Here is a 15,165-nt window from a genome sequence, read left to right on the forward strand (position 1 = left end):
AACCTCAGCATTTACCAGGCCAGGATGGTCGATGCCAAAACCGGCGCGGTGCGTATCAGTGATGGGCAACGTCATTTCTGCAAGCTGTGTGGCAGCGCGCTCTGGTTGTGGGACCCGAACTGGCCGGACCTTGTGCATCCACATGCCTCGGCAATCGATAGCGACCTGCCGAGCCCGCCCGAGTCGACACACCTGATGCTGGCGTCGAAGGCGTCGTGGGTCGAGCCGCAGCTGGGGCCAGACGATCGTTGCTTCGATGAGTATCCGGATGAGTCGCTTGCGCAGTGGCATCAGCGCCTGGGATTGCAGGGCGATCCTGGCTAGCAGCTGCCCTTCCTCGCAGCTGTCGATTTGACTAAAGCTCGTGCGCTTCGTAATGTGCGACTCTTTTGTTCGGCCGCCGTGTAGGGCCGTCCGTTGGCAATGGGGAGTGCAACTTGAAACCGGTGAAAGTTGGCATCTGTGGGCTGGGAACCGTCGGTGGCGGTACCTTCAACGTGCTCGAACGCAACGCAGCTGAAATCGCGCGCCGTGCAGGGCGTGGCATCGAGGTCGCGCAGATTGCGGCTCGCCATGCGAACCCCAAGTGCAACACCGGTGATACTCCGATTACCGCCGATATCTTCGATGTCGCCGACAACCCGGAGATCGACATCGTCGTCGAATTGATCGGCGGCTACACCTTAGCTCGCGAGCTGGTGCTCAAGGCCATCGAGAATGGCAAGCATGTGGTCACGGCAAACAAGGCGTTGATCGCCGTGCACGGCAACGAGATCTTTGCGAAGGCGCGCGAGAAGGGCGTCATCGTAGCCTTCGAAGCCTCGGTAGCCGGCGGTATCCCGATCATCAAGGCCATTCGCGAAGGGCTGGCGGGCAACCAGATCAATTGGCTCGCCGGTATCATCAACGGAACCGGTAACTTCATTCTTACCGAGATGCGGGAGAAAGGTCGGACCTTCGAGGACGTACTGAAGGAGGCTCAGGAGCTCGGTTATGCAGAGACCGATCCGACCTTCGACGTCGAAGGCATAGACGCCGCCCACAAGCTGACCATCCTTGCCTCCATTGCCTTCGGCGTGCCGCTGCAATTCGATAAGGCCTACACCGAAGGGATCTCCAAGCTGACCACGGCTGACGTCAACTACGCCGAGGCGCTGGGCTACCGCATCAAGCACCTGGGCGTTGCGCGCAGCACTGCCTCAGGCATCGAGCTGCGCGTCCACCCTACGCTGATCCCGGCCGATCGCCTGATCGCCAACGTCAATGGTGTGATGAACGCGGTGATGGTCAACGGTGACGCCGTCGGCTCGACCCTTTATTACGGTGCTGGGGCCGGCATGGAGCCGACGGCTTCGGCCGTGGTGGCAGATCTGGTGGATGTAGCCCGTGCGCTGACCACCGATCCGAACAACCGCGTTCCGCACCTGGCCTTTCAGCCGGACTCGCTCTCTGCTCATCCAATCCTGCCAATAGGCGCTTGCGAAAGCGCCTATTATCTGCGGATTCAGGCCAAGGATCGCCCAGGCGTGCTGGCGCAGGTCGCCACTATCCTGTCCGAGCGTGGCATCAATATCGAATCGATCATGCAGAAGGAAGCCGAGGAGCAAGATGGGTTGGTCCCGGTCATCCTGGTCACGCATCGTGTGGTCGAGCAGCGGATCGACGATGCCATCGCTGCACTTGAAGCGCTTGCCGACGTGGTGGGCAACGTGGTGCGGATTCGTGTCGAGCAACTGAACTAATCAGCAACGTCGGGCTGCTCTGGCAGCCCGCAGTCAGCGTCCAACGTAGGTTTGAACAATGCGCTACATCAGTACCCGCGGCCAGGCACCCGCGTTGAATTTCGAAGACGTGCTGCTTGCCGGGTTGGCCAGCGACGGCGGTCTATACGTACCGGAAAACCTGCCGCGCTTCACCGTCGAAGAAATCGCATCCTGGTCTGGGCTGCCTTACCACGAGCTGGCGTTCAAGGTGATGCGCCCGTTCGTTACCGGCAGCATTCCGGATGCGGACTTCAAGCAGATTCTGGAAGACACCTACGGGGTGTTCGCCCATAGCGCGGTCGCCCCGCTGCGCCAGCTGGACAGCAACGAGTGGGTGCTGGAGCTGTTCCACGGCCCGACCCTGGCGTTCAAGGACTTCGCCCTGCAGCTGCTCGGCCGGTTGCTCGACTACGTGCTGGCCAAGCGCGGTGAGCGCGTAGTGATCATCGGCGCCACATCCGGCGACACCGGCTCGGCAGCGATCGAAGGCTGCCGCCGTTGTGACAACGTGGACATCTTCATCCTCCATCCGCACAACCGGGTCTCCGAGGTGCAGCGTCGGCAGATGACGACCATCTTCGGCGACAACATCCACAACATCGCTGTCGAAGGCAACTTCGATGACTGCCAGGAAATGGTCAAGGACAGCTTCGCTGACCAAGGCTTCCTCAAGGGCACGCGGCTGGTGGCGGTCAACTCGATCAACTGGGCGCGGATCATGGCTCAGATCGTTTACTACTTCCATGCGGCGTTGCAGCTTGGCGGGCCGGCCCGTTCGGTGGCGTTTTCCGTTCCGACCGGAAATTTCGGCGATATCTTCGCGGGATACCTGGCGCGCAACATGGGCCTGCCGATCAGCCAGCTGGTGGTAGCCACCAACCGCAACGACATCCTCCACCGTTTCATGAGTGGCAACCGCTACGACAAGGACACCCTGCACCCGTCGCTGTCGCCCTCCATGGACATCATGGTGTCCTCCAACTTCGAGCGTTTGCTGTTCGATTTGCACGGTCGTAACGGTGCTGCGGTCGCCGAACTGATGAGTGCATTCAAGGCCAGCGGCAAGCTGTCGGTCGAAGAAGAGCGCTGGACCGAAGCACGCAAGCTGTTCGACTCGCTGGCTGTAGACGACGCACAGACCTGCAAGACTATCGCCGAGGTGTTCACCAAAACCGGCGAGCTGCTCGATCCGCACACGGCGATCGGCGTCTATGCCGCGCGTGAGTGTCGCCGCAGCCTGGCGACACCCATGGTTACGCTGGGAACGGCCCATCCGGTCAAGTTCCCTGAAGCGGTGGAGAAGGCTGGGGTTGGCAAGGCGCTGGAGTTGCCGGCGCATCTGGCTGACCTGTTCGAGCGTCCGGAGCGTTGCACGGTGCTGAAGAACGATCTGAACGCCATGCAGGCGTTCGTCAGCGAACACGGCAATCGCGGCAAGCCGCTGTAAGCGACCAGCAGTAACAAAAAGGCCAGTCTCACGACTGGCCTTTTTTCGTTAAGGGCGAAAGGCGATGCGAGACTACTCGTCGAACTCTTCCCAGCCGCCCATTTCCCGCCAGCGATTGACGATGCCGCAGAACAGCTCGGCGGTCTTTTCCGTGTCATAACGCGCAGAGTGTGCTTCTCGTCCGTCGAAGTCGATGCCGGCTGCCTGGCAAGCCTTTGCGAGAACGGTCTGGCCGTAGGCGAGGCCGGCCAGCGTCGCGGTGTCGAAACTGGAGAACGGGTGGAACGGATTGCGCTTGATGTCGCAGCGGGTAATTGCCGCGTTCAGAAAGCCGAGATCGAAGCTGCTGTTGTGGCCGACCAGAATGGCGCGTTTGCAGCCGGCTGACTTTACAGCCTTGCGGACGCCACGGATGATTTCGTTCATCGCCTGCGATTCGGGGACCGCCATGCGCAGCGGGTGGTCGAGCTTGATGCCGGTGAACTCCAGTGCGGCAGCCTCGATATTGGCGCCGGCGAAAGGTTCGACACGAAAGAAGAGGGTGTCCTGCGGGTAAAGCAGACCTTGCTCATCCATGCCGATGGTCACGGCTGCAATTTCCAGCAGCGCGTCGGTCGCGCAATTGAAACCGCCGCATTCCACATCAACGACCACCGGCAGGAAGCCGCGAAAGCGTCTCGCCATCGGCGAGCGCGGCTTGCCTGGCTGGTTGCCTTCCAGCTCGTCGTCAAACTGATCGTCGCTCATGCGTTGGCCTCCAGCCGCCATTGCAGGGTTTCGCCTGCACGTAGGGGCACGACGTTGTGCTCCCCGAACGGCAGGTTGGCCGGCACGCTCCAGGACTCGCGGATCAGGGTAATGGTATCGGTGTTGCGTGGCAGGCCATAGAAATCGGCGCCGAAGTGACTGGCAAAGGCTTCCAGGCGATCCAGTGCGCCGCGCTGCTCAAAGGCTTCGGCATACAGCTCGATCGCAGCGAATGCCGTGTAGCAACCGGCGCAACCGCAGGCGTTTTCCTTGGCATGCTGGGCGTGGGGCGCCGAGTCGGTGCCGAGAAAGAACTTCGGATTGCCGCTGGTAGCCGCGTCGAGCAGCGCTTCCTGGTGGATGTTGCGCTTGAGAATCGGCAGGCAGAAAAAATGCGGGCGGATGCCGCCCACCAGCATGTGGTTGCGGTTGTAGAGCAAATGGTGGGCCGTGATGGTGGCCCCGACATTGCTGCCGGCCGCCTCGACGAACTGCACCGCGTCGCGCGTGGTGATGTGCTCGAACACGACCTTAAGAGTGGGGAAGCGCTCGGTTACGCGACTGAGCTGCTCATCGATGAAGTATTTTTCGCGATCGAAGATGTCGATCTCCGAACGCGTCACTTCGCCATGGACCAGCAACGGCAGGCCAACCTCGGCCATTGTCTCCAGCACTGGGAAGATGTTGTCGATGCGGGTGACGCCGGATGCCGAATTGGTGGTGGCCCCGGCCGGATAGAGCTTGGCGGCGAACACATAACCACTGGCTTTGGCGGCACGCACGTCTTCGGGCTGCGTGCCGTCAGTGAGGTAGAGCACCATCAGTGGTTCGAAGGCGCTGCCAGCCGGGCGAGCGGCAAGGATGCGCTGGCGATAGCTGTCCGCCTCGGAGGCGTTTCGGACCGGCGGGACCAAGTTCGGCATGATGATGGCGCGCGCGAACTGGCGTGCGGCGTCCGCCACGGTGTGCGGTAGCGCTGCGCCGTCGCGCAGGTGGATGTGCCAGTCGTCGGGGCGCAGTAATGTCAGTCGGTCGGACATGCAGGGTTCCAGGCGGGTAAAACGTGCGGGAATGCTACCGGAAACGCGCAAAAAAATCGCCGCAGGCGGGACGTTGCGACAAAACAGATGACCAAGCGATGGGCGCGACGTGGGCGGTGGGTTCAAGTTTTCAAGGCAGGCACCGATACCCCGTTTGAATGTCGTTCACCGTGGAGCACCTACGTGCGCTTGCGCCTTCTAGTGATTGCCTGTCTGTTGGCTTCCCCAGCCAATGCCCTCACGTTCCAGACTCGTTTGGAGCGTGCGCAGTGGCAGGTCGAAGGTGATCAGTTCGAATGCCGATTAACGCAGCCGGTCGCGGGGTTTGGAGCGGGTGAGTTCGTGCGGCGAGCGGGCGAGGAGCCTACTTTTCGCTTGCAGTCGCCGGATCGCTGGTTGGGCAACGGTTCCGCCACGCTGCTTGCAGCAGCCGCACCCTGGCAGCCGAGCCGTGGCGATATCAACCTCGGCTTGGTTTCCGTGGCGGACGGCGATATTCCGTTCAACAGTACCTACCTGCAAGCCGGCCGCCTGTTGAGTGGTCTTCTCGAAGGCCGCAGCCCGGTGGTGCGTCACCGGACCCGACTTGGTGGTGAAGCGTTGGAGGTGCGGCTGTTGCCAGTGCGCTTCGGCAAAGCCTATGAGGACTTTCGCAGCTGTGCGGCCAAGCTGCTGCCAGTCAACTTCGGGCAGATTCGCACGTCGCAGGTTGGATTCCCCGCCGGTGACGTCGCGCTCGACGCGTTGGGCCAGGCCAAGCTCGACATCATCCTGCAGTTCCTCAAGGCCGATCCCAGCGTCAACCGCATCCAGCTCGATGGCCACTCCGATAACAGTGGCAACCGGCTGACCAATCGCGACCTGTCCCGTCGGCGGGCATTGGCGGTCGAAGAGTATCTGATCGGCAATGGCGTTCCAAAGGAACAGATTACGTTGCGCTTTCACGGTGAACGCTATCCGGTCGTGCCCAACAGCAGCGAGGCCAATCGGGCCAAGAACCGTCGGGTGACTCTTCGTCTCGAGCGCGGTCCTGCGACCACCACCGCGGCAGCGGAGGGCGGTACACCGTCGACCTGATGCCCAGCGGCGCTTACGCCCCTGTAAAACAAACGTCGCGACCAGTAGAATCCCCGCTTTCCTTAAAAATCCCGGGAGTGGATGGCAATGGCCGACGTAAAGAAGGTAGTCCTGGCGTATTCCGGTGGCCTGGACACCTCCGTGATCCTCAAGTGGCTGCAAGACACCTATAACTGCGAAGTGGTGACCTTTACCGCCGACCTCGGTCAGGGCGAAGAAGTCGAGCCCGCCCGCGCCAAGGCCAAGGCCATGGGCGTCAAGGAAATCTACATCGATGATCTGCGCGAAGAATTCGTCCGCGATTTCGTCTTCCCGATGTTCCGCGCCAACACCGTTTACGAAGGCGAGTACCTGTTGGGTACTTCCATCGCCCGTCCGCTGATCGCCAAGCGTCTGATCGAAATCGCCAACGAGACGGGTGCCGATGCCATTTCCCATGGCGCTACCGGCAAGGGTAACGACCAGGTGCGTTTCGAACTGGGTGCCTACGCACTCAAGCCCGGTGTCAAGGTCATCGCGCCGTGGCGTGAGTGGGATCTGCTCTCGCGCGAGAAGCTGATGGACTACGCCGCCAAGCACGAGATCCCGATCGAGCGTCACGGCAAGAAGAAGTCGCCGTACTCGATGGATGCCAACCTGCTGCACATCTCCTACGAAGGCGGCGTGCTGGAAGACACCTGGACCGAGCACGAAGAAGACATGTGGCGCTGGACCAAGTCGCCGGAAACCGCGCCGGACACCCCGACCTACATCGAGCTGACCTACCGCAAGGGCGACATCGTTGCCATCGATGGCAAGGAAATGACCCCTGCCGAAGTGCTGGCCTACCTGAACAAGGTCGGCGGCGAGAACGGCATTGGTCGCCTGGACATCGTCGAGAACCGCTACGTGGGCATGAAGTCGCGCGGCTGCTACGAGACGCCCGGCGGCACCATCATGCTCAAGGGCCACCGCGCTATCGAGTCGATCACTCTCGACCGCGAAGTTGCTCATCTGAAAGACGAGCTGATGCCCAAGTACGCCAGCCTGATCTACAACGGCTACTGGTGGAGCCCTGAGCGCAGCATGCTGCAGCAGATGATCGACGCCTCGCAGGTCAATGTGAACGGCGTGGTTCGTCTGAAGCTCTATAAGGGCAACGTCATTGTCACCGGTCGTAAATCGGACGACTCGCTGTTCGACGCCAATATCGCAACCTTCGAGGACGATGCCGGCGCCTACGATCAGGCCGATGCGGGTGGTTTCATCAAGCTGAATGCGCTGCGCATGCGCATCGCCGCTAACAAGGGCCGGACGCAGTTCTGACAGAGACTGCTACAAAGCCTGTCCATAACCCCGGCCGCGAGCCGGGGTTATGCTTTATGCACCGCTGATCAGGAGAGATACCCATGAGACTGCTGCATACCATGCTGCGAGTCGGCGATATGGAGCGATCCATCGCCTTCTATACCGAAGTGCTGGGCATGACGCTGCTACGCCGCAAGGACTACCCGGAAGGCAAGTTCACCCTGGCCTTTGTTGGCTACGGTGACGAAGCGCATAACAGCGTGCTGGAACTGACCCACAACTGGGACGTCGAGCAATACGACCTGGGCAACGGCTACGGTCATATCGCGCTGGAGGTCGAGGATGTCTACAAGGCCTGCGACGACATCCGAAGTCGTGGCGGCAAGATCACCCGCGAGCCGGGGCCAATGAAGCATGGCACCAGCATCCTGGCATTCATTGAAGACCCGGACGGCTATAAGGTCGAATTGCTGTCGCCCTCGCGAGGCGACTGATCCTTATGCAAAAAAGCCCCGGTCACGGGGCTTTCTTTTAAAGGTCGAAGTCGAACTCGTTGAGTTGCTTCTGCAAACGTCGCTCTTCGAGCAGATTGTCGATGATCCGGCGCTTGGTCAGATTGGTCTTGGCGACCTCCGCCGGAGCCTCGGTTGTATCGTCGTCGTCCTCGGCGACGAAGTCGTCTTCAATCTGGATATCTTCTTTCTCGGACAATTGTCTTACTCCACGGCTAAGGCGCGCTGATGGCGCACCTTATAGCGGCAAATATGGCGGCCGTAAAAAAGATTTTTTCAATCGAGCGACTGGCTTTCTGCTTGGCCGCTCAATCGTCGGATGTCTTGTGCTTGTATTCGCAGAGGTCCTCGATACGGCAGCTGCCGCATTGCGGCTTGCGCGCCTTGCACACGTAGCGCCCATGCAGGATCAACCAGTGATGGGCGTCGAGGAGGTAATCCTTCGGCACGAACTTGACCAGCTTGCGCTCGACCTCAAGCACGTTCTTGCCGGGCGCGATGTTGGTGCGGTTGGCGACACGGAAAATGTGGGTGTCGACTGCCATGGTGAATTGGCGAAACGCCGTGTTCAGCACCACGTTAGCCGTTTTGCGGCCAACGCCCGGCAACGCTTCGAGGGCCTCACGGTTATCAGGCACCTGGCTGTCGTGTTGTTCGATCAGGATGCGGCAGGTCTCAAGAACGTTCTTGGCTTTGCTTGGGTAAAGCCCGATGGTCTTGATGTAGCTGCACAGGCCGTCATAGCCGAGCGCGTAGATGGCTTCGGGGGTATTGGCGACCGGGTAGAGCTTGGCCGTTGCCTTGTTGACGCCGACGTCCGTGGCCTGCGCCGAGAGGATCACGGCTATCAACAGCTCGAACGGGGTGCTGTAGGCCAGCTCGGTCTTCGGCTCCGGGTTGTCCTCATGAAATCGGCGGAAGATCTCCAGGCGTTTGGCCGCGTTCATTTAGCGCGCTCCATCCAGCATCATTCGATCACTCCGGTGACACGAACGCGACGGCTCTGCACTGGCGTCTCTGCCTGCGTCGCCTTGGCGCGCTCAGCGAGGTGCTCGTCGATACGATTCTTCAGGGCGATCAGCAGGCCGAGCACGATAAAGGCGCCTGGTGGCAGGATGGCCAACAGGAAACCCTTGTAGTCGCTGAATAGCGTCAGCTGCCAGTCGCTGGCAATCGGGCCGAACAGCAGATGCATGTTGGCGAACACCGCGCCGGTGCCAAGCAGCTCGCGCACGCCGCCCAGCACCACGAGCACCAGCGCAAACCCGATCCCCATGAGCAAACCGTCGAAGCCCGCAATCAGCGGGTTGTGCTTGGCGGCGAAGCCGTCAGCACGGCCGAGGATGACGCAGTTGGTGGTGATCAGCGGGATGAAGATACCGAGTATCTGATACAGCTCGTAGGTATAGGCTTGCATCAGCAGTTCGATACAGGTCGTCAGCGCCGCGATGATCATCACGAATGCGGGCAGGCGCACCGCGGTATTGACGACGCCGCGCACCAGCGACACGCCAATGTTCGAGCAGATCAGCACCAGGGCAGTGGCGAGGCCGAGCCCGAGCGCATTGACCGCCGAATTGCTCACGCCGAGTAGCGGACACAGGCCGAGCAGCTGTACCAGTGCCGGATTGTTTTTCCACAGACCATTGATGCTGAGTTCGCGGTAGCTTGGATTGCTCATTGGGTTCGGCCTTCCTGCTCGGCTTGCGGATCGTTGGTCTGAACTGTATCGCGAGTCGGCGCGGCGCCAGCCCGTGAGTGGGTAGTGACCTCGTCCGGCTCGACCTCATCTTGCAGCGCAGCTTCGGCTGCTATTGGCGCTCTATCGGCAGCAAGCAGTTCCTGCTTATGGGCTGCAAAGTATTGCAGAGCCCGATGCACGGCGCCCACTACGGCACGCGGCGTAATGGTGGCTCCGGCAAACTGGTCGAACTCGCCGCGATCCTTTTTTACGGCCCAGCCGGAGGCCTCCGGATCGCTCAGTGAGCGGTTTTCGAAGCCAAGTATCCAGCGGCTCTTGGCCAGTTCGATCTTGTCGCCCAAACCGGGCGTTTCACGGTGCGCGACCACGCGAACGCCGGCGACTCGTCCGTCTGCCTGCACGCCTACCAGCAGCTGGATCGCCCCGCTGTACCCGTCGGGTGCAATGGCTTGCAAGATCACCGCGCTTGGCTGGCCGTTCTTCATCGCGACATAGGCCGGCATGGGCTGGCGAGTGCCGAGCAGCGGATCCTGTACCAGAACGCTGCTGTCGAGCAGCTGATTGTCATAGCTGTCTTTAGGGAGAATCTCGTTGAGCGCCCGTAGTTGTGCGGCACGCTCCGAGGCTTGAATCCGCTCTGCCGTGAACTGCTGGAGCAGGGTCACGCCGCCAACGGTGAAAATCGCAAACAGGCCGAGCACCAGGCTGTTCTTGAGCATCGAGCGACTGAGTTCAGGGATGATCATGTCATTCGCCCAGCTTGAAGCCGCGCTCGGCCTTGCGATGGCCGTAGGTGCGCGGACGGGTGTAATAGTCGATGGTGGGGGCTGACAGGTTCATCAGCAGCACGGCGAACGCCACGGCATCCGGATAACCGCCCCAGGCGCGAATGACATAGACGAGAATGCCGACACCAGCGCCGAAAATGAGCCGGCCCTGGTTGCTGGTGGCGCTGCTCACCGGGTCCGTGACGATGAAGAAGGCACCAAGCATGGTGGCGCCGCTGAGCAGGTGGAACAGCGGTGAACCATGGCTATCGGAGCCTGAACCGTTCCAGAACAGCAAGCTCATGACGGCAAGCGCGGCGAGCATACCAACCGGCGCATGCCAGCTGAAAAGGCGCTTGTGCAGGAGGAACAGCCCACCCGCGAGAAACGCAAGGTTGACGACCTCCGAACCGATCCCGCCGAAGTGACCAAAAGCCGGGTTGGCCCACAGCTCGTCCACGGTCAGGCTCTTGTTGACCTTGAGGACATCGAGCGCGGTTGCCTGTGTCCAGCCATCGGGTAGCGAGGCGATACCAAGGATGTGCTGCAGTCCAGCACTCAAGCCGACCGTGTGGGGCACGGGCCAGGTGGTCATTTCCACCGGAAAGGATACGAGCACCACCACGTAGCCAATCATGGCGGGATTGAAGGGATTCTGACCCAGTCCACCATAGAGCTGCTTGCCGAGCAAAATGGCGCTGCCCGTGGCGATCAAGGTCAGCCACCAGGGCGAGTAGGGCGGCATTGCCAGTGCCAGCAGGACCGCCGTGACCAATGCACTGCCGTCGCGCAGGAAAAACTGCACCGGACGTTGCCGTAGCTTGAGGATCAGTGCTTCACAACCAAGCGCCACAGTGCTGGCCCAGATCAGGTTGATCAGCGTCCCAGCGCCATACAGCCACGTCAGGACGATTGCGCCGGGCAAGGTTGCCGCCAGCACCAGCAACATGACTCGTTGGGTGCGGTTGTTTCCCTTGGTGTGTGGTGAGGTGATGCGGGGCAGGGCCATTGGCTCTCCGGTGGATACTTGGAGGGGCGGGCGATCACCTTTCGATCACCACACTTCCTGTAGCAGCGCCGACGACGCTGCTACTGACGATTAGGTATGTTCCTGAAGCTTGCGCTCGGCATCGCTCAAGCGTGCCTGGGCGCGTTCGATGGCTGCTGGGTCTCCGTTGTCGTCGCGCTCGAGCTTGCGCAGATCGGCGCGTGCAAACGCAACTTCCGTCTTGAGTGTCCGGGTTTGCTCATCGATGGGCTGCTTGTCGGCGCGGACCTGGTCTGGCGCCGGCTTGCCGGATCCAGCCTCAGTGTCATGAAGCGCCTGCTCGGCACTGACCAGCGCATCGCGCAGCTTGCTCAGCTGCGGCTCGTCGGCACCGGCCTTTTCGGCTTTCTTGAGTTCTGCGCGTTTCATCGCTAACTCGATCTTGGCCTTCTTGAGCGCCTCTCCGTCAGGTGTCTTGGCTGCAGGCTTGGTTTCTTTTGGCGGCTCGAGCGCGGTTTCAGCCTCGGCCAATTGTGACCGCAAACGGCTCAACTCGGCCTCCTGCGCAGCGTCTCTGGTTTCGAGCTTCTCCAGCTTGCGAACCTGAGCACGCCGCATCGCGGCTTCGATCTTGGCTTTCTTTGCCGCGTCGTCGTTGGCGGGTTTGGCTGGCGTCGCAGGGGAAGTGTCCTGCAGCGTAGCCAGTGTTTTCTCCGCTTCGGTCAGCTGGGCCTGAAGGCGGCTCAGCTCGGCGTCCTGGTCGGCATCGCGAGCGTCGAGCTTCTCCAGCTTGCGAATCTGAGCGCGCAACATCGCGGCTTCGATCTTGGCTTTTTTGGCAGCCTCATCGCTGACCGGCGGTGCTGCGGGGGAAGCAACAGCAGGGCCAGCGGCTTCGTCGAGCGCTTTCTGCGCGTTGGAGGCCGCGGTGCGCAATTCGGCAACTTGAGCTTCCAGTTCGGGCGTCGCATGGATGGCCAGCTGCTTTTCAGCTTTTTTCAGCGCGACCTGCGCCATGCTGGCTTCGATCTTGAGCTTCTTCTGCTGTTCGGATAGGCCCGCCTTTTGTGCCTGGACACGCGCGACGGGGTCATCCTGGTTCGGTATGGAGCTGGCCTCGGCCTGTGCCGCCTTGGCCTTTGCCGCGCGCTCGGCGCGGGCCTTGCGGTCGGCCTCTTTCTGCTCTTCGGCGCGGCGCAAGCGCTCCTGGCGCAGCTCGAAGCGCTGCTTGGAGTGTTCGGCTTTCTGTTGCTTCTGTTCCAGTTCGCGGATTTCGCCCTTGGCGGCGCGGTAGTACTGCACCAGCGGAATACTCGACGGGCAGACGTAGGCACAGGCGCCGCACTCGATGCAGTCGAACAGGTTGTAGGCCTTGAGCTGTTCGTGCTCCTGGCCCAGGGCGAAGAAGTGCAGCTGTTGCGGTAACAGACTGGCCGGGCAGGCCTCTGCACACTCGCCGCAGCGAATGCATGGCAGTGCTGGCGGTGGCGGTGGCAGCTCCGCAAGCGTGCTGGCAAGCAGGCAGTTGGTGGTTTTGATCAGCGGCACGTCCATCGACGGCAGGGTAAAGCCCATCATCGGCCCGCCCATGATCAATCGATTGAGCCGGGCATGGTCGAGACCTGCGAAGGCCAGCAGGTCACCTATCGGCGTGCCGATCAACGCCTCGACGTTCATCGGACGTTCCAGCGCTTCGCCGGTAAGCGTCGTGACACGGGAGATAAGCGGTTTGCCCAGCAGTACGGCTTCATGGATGGCGACGCAGGTGCCCACGTTCTGGCACAGCATTCCAATGTCTGCCGGTAGGCCACCGCTGGGGACCTCTTCACCGGTCAGAATCTGTATCAGCTGCTTCTCGCCGCCTGACGGGTATTTGGTGGGAAACACCCGGATCTGAAAATCGCGCTCGCCGACGGCTGCACGAACCGCGTCAATAGCCTCGGGCTTGTTGTCTTCGATGCCGATCAGGACCTGGTCCGGCTGGATCAGGTGAGCAAGTATTTCGATCCCGGCGACAAGCTCATGGGCTTTCTCGCGCATCAACCTATCGTCGGCGGTGATGTAGGGCTCGCATTCGGTGCCGTTGATGATCAATGCACGAATTTTCCGGGTGGGCGGTGCGTTCAGCTTGACGGCTGTGGGGAAGCCGGCGCCGCCGAGCCCGCTGATGCCTGCCTGGCGGATCTGTTCCAGCAACTGGTCCGGCGGTATGGCACGGTAGTCCGGTTGCGGCTGCAGTTCGATCCATTCGTCCAGGCCATCGCTGTCAATGACGATGGCAGCGTTGAGCATCCCAGACACGTGAGGGTAGGGCTGGGGACCGATGAAGCTGATGGTTCCGGACGTCGGTGCATGGACCGGCGCACTGACAAAGCCAGCAGCCTCGGCGATCTTCTGGCCCTTGAGGACACGCTCACCCAGCGTGACGCAGGGGTCGGCGGGCGCACCGATATGTTGCGCCAGTGGAACAACCAGGCGAGCCGGGAGCGGCGGCGACTGGATCGGCGTGCGGTTGGACAGGTCCTTGCACTCTGGCGGATGGATTCCGCCGTGGATATCCCAGACGTTCAGTGAGGTCATGCGGCCTGCTCCCGGTCGCTGGCAATCAGTTGGCCTGGCATCAGCGGTTGGTCCCACTTCCAGCTCTGCAGATTGCTGCCGAGTTCGATCATGTCTATACAGTCAACCGGGCAGGGTTCGACGCAAAGATCGCAGCCGGTGCACTCGGAAACGATGACGGTGTGCATCTGCTTGGCGGCGCCGACGATGGCGTCCACCGGGCAAGCCTGGATGCACTTGGTGCAGCCGATGCATTCGGCTTCGCGGATATAGGCAACGCGCGGAGGCACTGCGCCTTCCACAGCGTCCAGCGGCTCAGGCTCGACATCGAGCAGGTCGGCCAATGCCTGGATGGTCGACTCGCCACCTGGTGGGCATTTGTTGATCTTGTCGCCGCCAGCGATGGCTTCGGCGTAGGGCTTGCAACCGGGATAGCCGCACTGGCCGCATTGGGTCTGCGGCAGTAATGCGTTGATCTGTTCGGCGATCGGGTCGCCTTCGACGCGAAAGCGCACCGCGGCGAAGCCGAGAATGGCGCCGCAAACCAGGCACAGCGCGAGGAGCGCAAGCACAGCGATCATCACCACGCTCATAGCTTGATCAACCCACTAAAGCCCATGAACGCCAGCGACATAAGGCCTGCCGTGACCATACCGATGGCTGCGCCCTGAAAGGACCTGGGTACGTCGGCAATGGCGATGCGCTCACGCATGGCCGCAAACAGTACCAACACCAGCGAGAAGCCAAGACCTGCTGCGAAGCCGTTCGCCGTGGCGGTCAGAAAGGTGAACTCGGATTTGTTGGCATTCAGCAGCGCGACGCCGAGCACGATGCAGTTGGTAGTGATCAACGGCAGGAAGATGCCCAGCACGCGGTACAGCAGGGGGCTCGTCTTGTTCACCACCATCTCGGTGAACTGCACTACCACGGCGATTACGAGGATAAAACTGATGGTGCGAAGAAATTCCAGATCCAGTGGCTTCAAGACGTACTGCTGAACGATGTAACTGCACATCGCTGCCAAGGTCAGAACGAAAGTTGTGGCCAGCGAAAGGCCGATTGCCGTTTCGATTTTCTTCGAAACACCCATGAACGGGCACAAACCGAGAAACTGCACCAGGACGAAATTATTGACCAGGATGGCGCTAACCATGATCAGGGCGAGTTCGGTCATCGCGGATTCCTGTGACGCTCTGCATGAGCCGAGGCTAAAAGGCCGCTATTATCGGGAAGCGGCCGCGGCCATACAAGGCCGCGGCGTGATGTGCCCTCGGCT

At 61.2% G+C, this 15,165-nt stretch carries 16 protein-coding genes; 6 read left to right on the forward strand and 10 right to left on the reverse strand.

Annotated elements, in window-relative coordinates:
* The 3 genes from PSTU_RS0116970 to thrC all read left to right on the forward strand — a co-directional run.
* Window positions 1-324: hypothetical protein (locus PSTU_RS0116970; protein ID WP_019342208.1), on the forward strand; the 324-nt coding region annotated here is incomplete at its 5' end.
* A 113-nt stretch (window positions 325-437) separates the two neighbouring features.
* Entirely contained in the window at window positions 438-1,742 is a 1,305-nt protein-coding gene (locus PSTU_RS0116975; RefSeq protein ID WP_019342209.1) for a homoserine dehydrogenase, read from the forward strand.
* A gap of 58 nt (window positions 1,743-1,800) precedes the next feature.
* A complete protein-coding gene (thrC, locus tag PSTU_RS0116980) occupies window positions 1,801-3,210 on the forward strand; it encodes a threonine synthase (protein WP_019342210.1) in 1,410 nt (469 codons plus the stop codon).
* A gap of 72 nt (window positions 3,211-3,282) precedes the next feature.
* Here thrC and rnt read toward each other — a convergent pair whose 3' ends face one another.
* Entirely contained in the window at window positions 3,283-3,957 is a 675-nt protein-coding gene (gene rnt, locus PSTU_RS0116985) for a ribonuclease T (protein WP_019342211.1), read from the reverse strand.
* Window positions 3,954-4,997 carry a dihydroorotase gene (gene pyrC, locus PSTU_RS0116990; protein WP_019342212.1) on the reverse strand — a complete coding sequence of 348 codons (1,044 nt, stop codon included), beginning with the start codon at window positions 4,995-4,997 and terminating at the stop codon, window positions 3,954-3,956. Before pyrC ends, rnt begins: the two co-directional genes overlap by 4 nt.
* Before the next feature lie 183 nt (window positions 4,998-5,180).
* Between pyrC and PSTU_RS0116995 the strand changes: the two genes are divergently transcribed.
* The 3 genes from PSTU_RS0116995 (at window position 5,181) to gloA (ending at window position 7,855) form a co-directional block, all read left to right on the forward strand.
* Window positions 5,181-6,074, forward strand: coding sequence for a flagellar protein MotY (locus tag PSTU_RS0116995; RefSeq protein ID WP_019342213.1), 894 nt, complete (start codon window positions 5,181-5,183; stop codon window positions 6,072-6,074).
* A gap of 87 nt (window positions 6,075-6,161) precedes the next feature.
* Complete coding sequence (locus PSTU_RS0117000; RefSeq protein WP_019342214.1) at window positions 6,162-7,379, forward strand: argininosuccinate synthase; 1,218 nt, start codon at window positions 6,162-6,164, stop codon at window positions 7,377-7,379.
* An 83-nt stretch (window positions 7,380-7,462) separates the two neighbouring features.
* On the forward strand, window positions 7,463-7,855 hold the full coding sequence (gene gloA / locus PSTU_RS0117005) for a lactoylglutathione lyase (RefSeq protein WP_019342215.1): 393 nt from the start codon (window positions 7,463-7,465) through the stop codon (window positions 7,853-7,855).
* Between the two features lie 37 nt (window positions 7,856-7,892).
* On the opposite strand, the gene PSTU_RS0117010 is transcribed toward gloA, so the two are convergent.
* From PSTU_RS0117010 to rsxA, 8 genes are all read right to left on the reverse strand, one after another.
* On the reverse strand, window positions 7,893-8,072 hold the full coding sequence (locus PSTU_RS0117010; protein ID WP_019342216.1) for a PA3496 family putative envelope integrity protein: 180 nt from the start codon (window positions 8,070-8,072) through the stop codon (window positions 7,893-7,895).
* Between the two features lie 109 nt (window positions 8,073-8,181).
* Complete coding sequence (gene nth, locus PSTU_RS0117015; protein WP_019342217.1) at window positions 8,182-8,820, reverse strand: endonuclease III; 639 nt, start codon at window positions 8,818-8,820, stop codon at window positions 8,182-8,184.
* A 20-nt stretch (window positions 8,821-8,840) separates the two neighbouring features.
* A complete protein-coding gene (locus tag PSTU_RS0117020; RefSeq protein ID WP_019342218.1) occupies window positions 8,841-9,554 on the reverse strand; it encodes an electron transport complex subunit E in 714 nt (237 codons plus the stop codon).
* Window positions 9,551-10,321 (reverse strand): electron transport complex subunit RsxG, encoded by a 771-nt coding sequence (gene rsxG, locus PSTU_RS0117025; RefSeq protein WP_019342219.1) that lies wholly within the window; start codon window positions 10,319-10,321, stop codon window positions 9,551-9,553. The genes PSTU_RS0117020 and rsxG overlap by 4 nt, the downstream gene beginning before the upstream one ends.
* A gap of 1 nt (window position 10,322) precedes the next feature.
* Window positions 10,323-11,351, reverse strand: a complete 1,029-nt coding sequence (rsxD, locus tag PSTU_RS0117030; protein ID WP_019342220.1) for an electron transport complex subunit RsxD — start codon at window positions 11,349-11,351, stop codon at window positions 10,323-10,325.
* A 90-nt stretch (window positions 11,352-11,441) separates the two neighbouring features.
* Window positions 11,442-13,910 carry an electron transport complex subunit RsxC gene (rsxC, locus tag PSTU_RS0117035; protein WP_019342221.1) on the reverse strand — a complete coding sequence of 823 codons (2,469 nt, stop codon included), beginning with the start codon at window positions 13,908-13,910 and terminating at the stop codon, window positions 11,442-11,444.
* Complete coding sequence (gene rsxB / locus PSTU_RS0117040) at window positions 13,907-14,482, reverse strand: electron transport complex subunit RsxB (protein WP_019342222.1); 576 nt, start codon at window positions 14,480-14,482, stop codon at window positions 13,907-13,909. The genes rsxC and rsxB overlap by 4 nt, the downstream gene beginning before the upstream one ends.
* Window positions 14,479-15,063, reverse strand: a complete 585-nt coding sequence (gene rsxA, locus PSTU_RS0117045) for an electron transport complex subunit RsxA (protein WP_019342223.1) — start codon at window positions 15,061-15,063, stop codon at window positions 14,479-14,481. The genes rsxB and rsxA overlap by 4 nt, the downstream gene beginning before the upstream one ends.
* Between the last annotated feature and the right edge of the window lie 102 nt (window positions 15,064-15,165).

Source organism: Stutzerimonas stutzeri SDM-LAC, from assembly GCF_000235745.1.
Classification (GTDB): domain Bacteria; phylum Pseudomonadota; class Gammaproteobacteria; order Pseudomonadales; family Pseudomonadaceae; genus Stutzerimonas; species Stutzerimonas stutzeri_H.

Bases quoted from the DNA above. Each gene is read 5' to 3' on its own strand.
- rsxB (WP_019342222.1), bottom strand. From the start codon at position 14,482: ATGAGCGTGGTGATGATCGCTGTGCTTGCGCTCCTCGCGCTGTGCCTG.
- pyrC (WP_019342212.1), bottom strand. From the start codon at position 4,997: ATGTCCGACCGACTGACATTACTGCGCCCCGACGACTGGCACATCCAC.
- thrC (WP_019342210.1), top strand. From the start codon at position 1,801: ATGCGCTACATCAGTACCCGCGGCCAGGCACCCGCGTTGAATTTCGAA.
- rsxC (WP_019342221.1), bottom strand. From the start codon at position 13,910: ATGACCTCACTGAACGTCTGGGATATCCACGGCGGAATCCATCCGCCA.
- PSTU_RS0117020 (WP_019342218.1), bottom strand. From the start codon at position 9,554: ATGAGCAATCCAAGCTACCGCGAACTCAGCATCAATGGTCTGTGGAAA.
- rsxG (WP_019342219.1), bottom strand. From the start codon at position 10,321: ATGATCATCCCTGAACTCAGTCGCTCGATGCTCAAGAACAGCCTGGTG.
- rsxD (WP_019342220.1), bottom strand. From the start codon at position 11,351: ATGGCCCTGCCCCGCATCACCTCACCACACACCAAGGGAAACAACCGC.
- rsxA (WP_019342223.1), bottom strand. From the start codon at position 15,063: ATGACCGAACTCGCCCTGATCATGGTTAGCGCCATCCTGGTCAATAAT.
- nth (WP_019342217.1), bottom strand. From the start codon at position 8,820: ATGAACGCGGCCAAACGCCTGGAGATCTTCCGCCGATTTCATGAGGAC.
- gloA (WP_019342215.1), top strand. From the start codon at position 7,463: ATGAGACTGCTGCATACCATGCTGCGAGTCGGCGATATGGAGCGATCC.
- PSTU_RS0117000 (WP_019342214.1), top strand. From the start codon at position 6,162: ATGGCCGACGTAAAGAAGGTAGTCCTGGCGTATTCCGGTGGCCTGGAC.
- rnt (WP_019342211.1), bottom strand. From the start codon at position 3,957: ATGAGCGACGATCAGTTTGACGACGAGCTGGAAGGCAACCAGCCAGGC.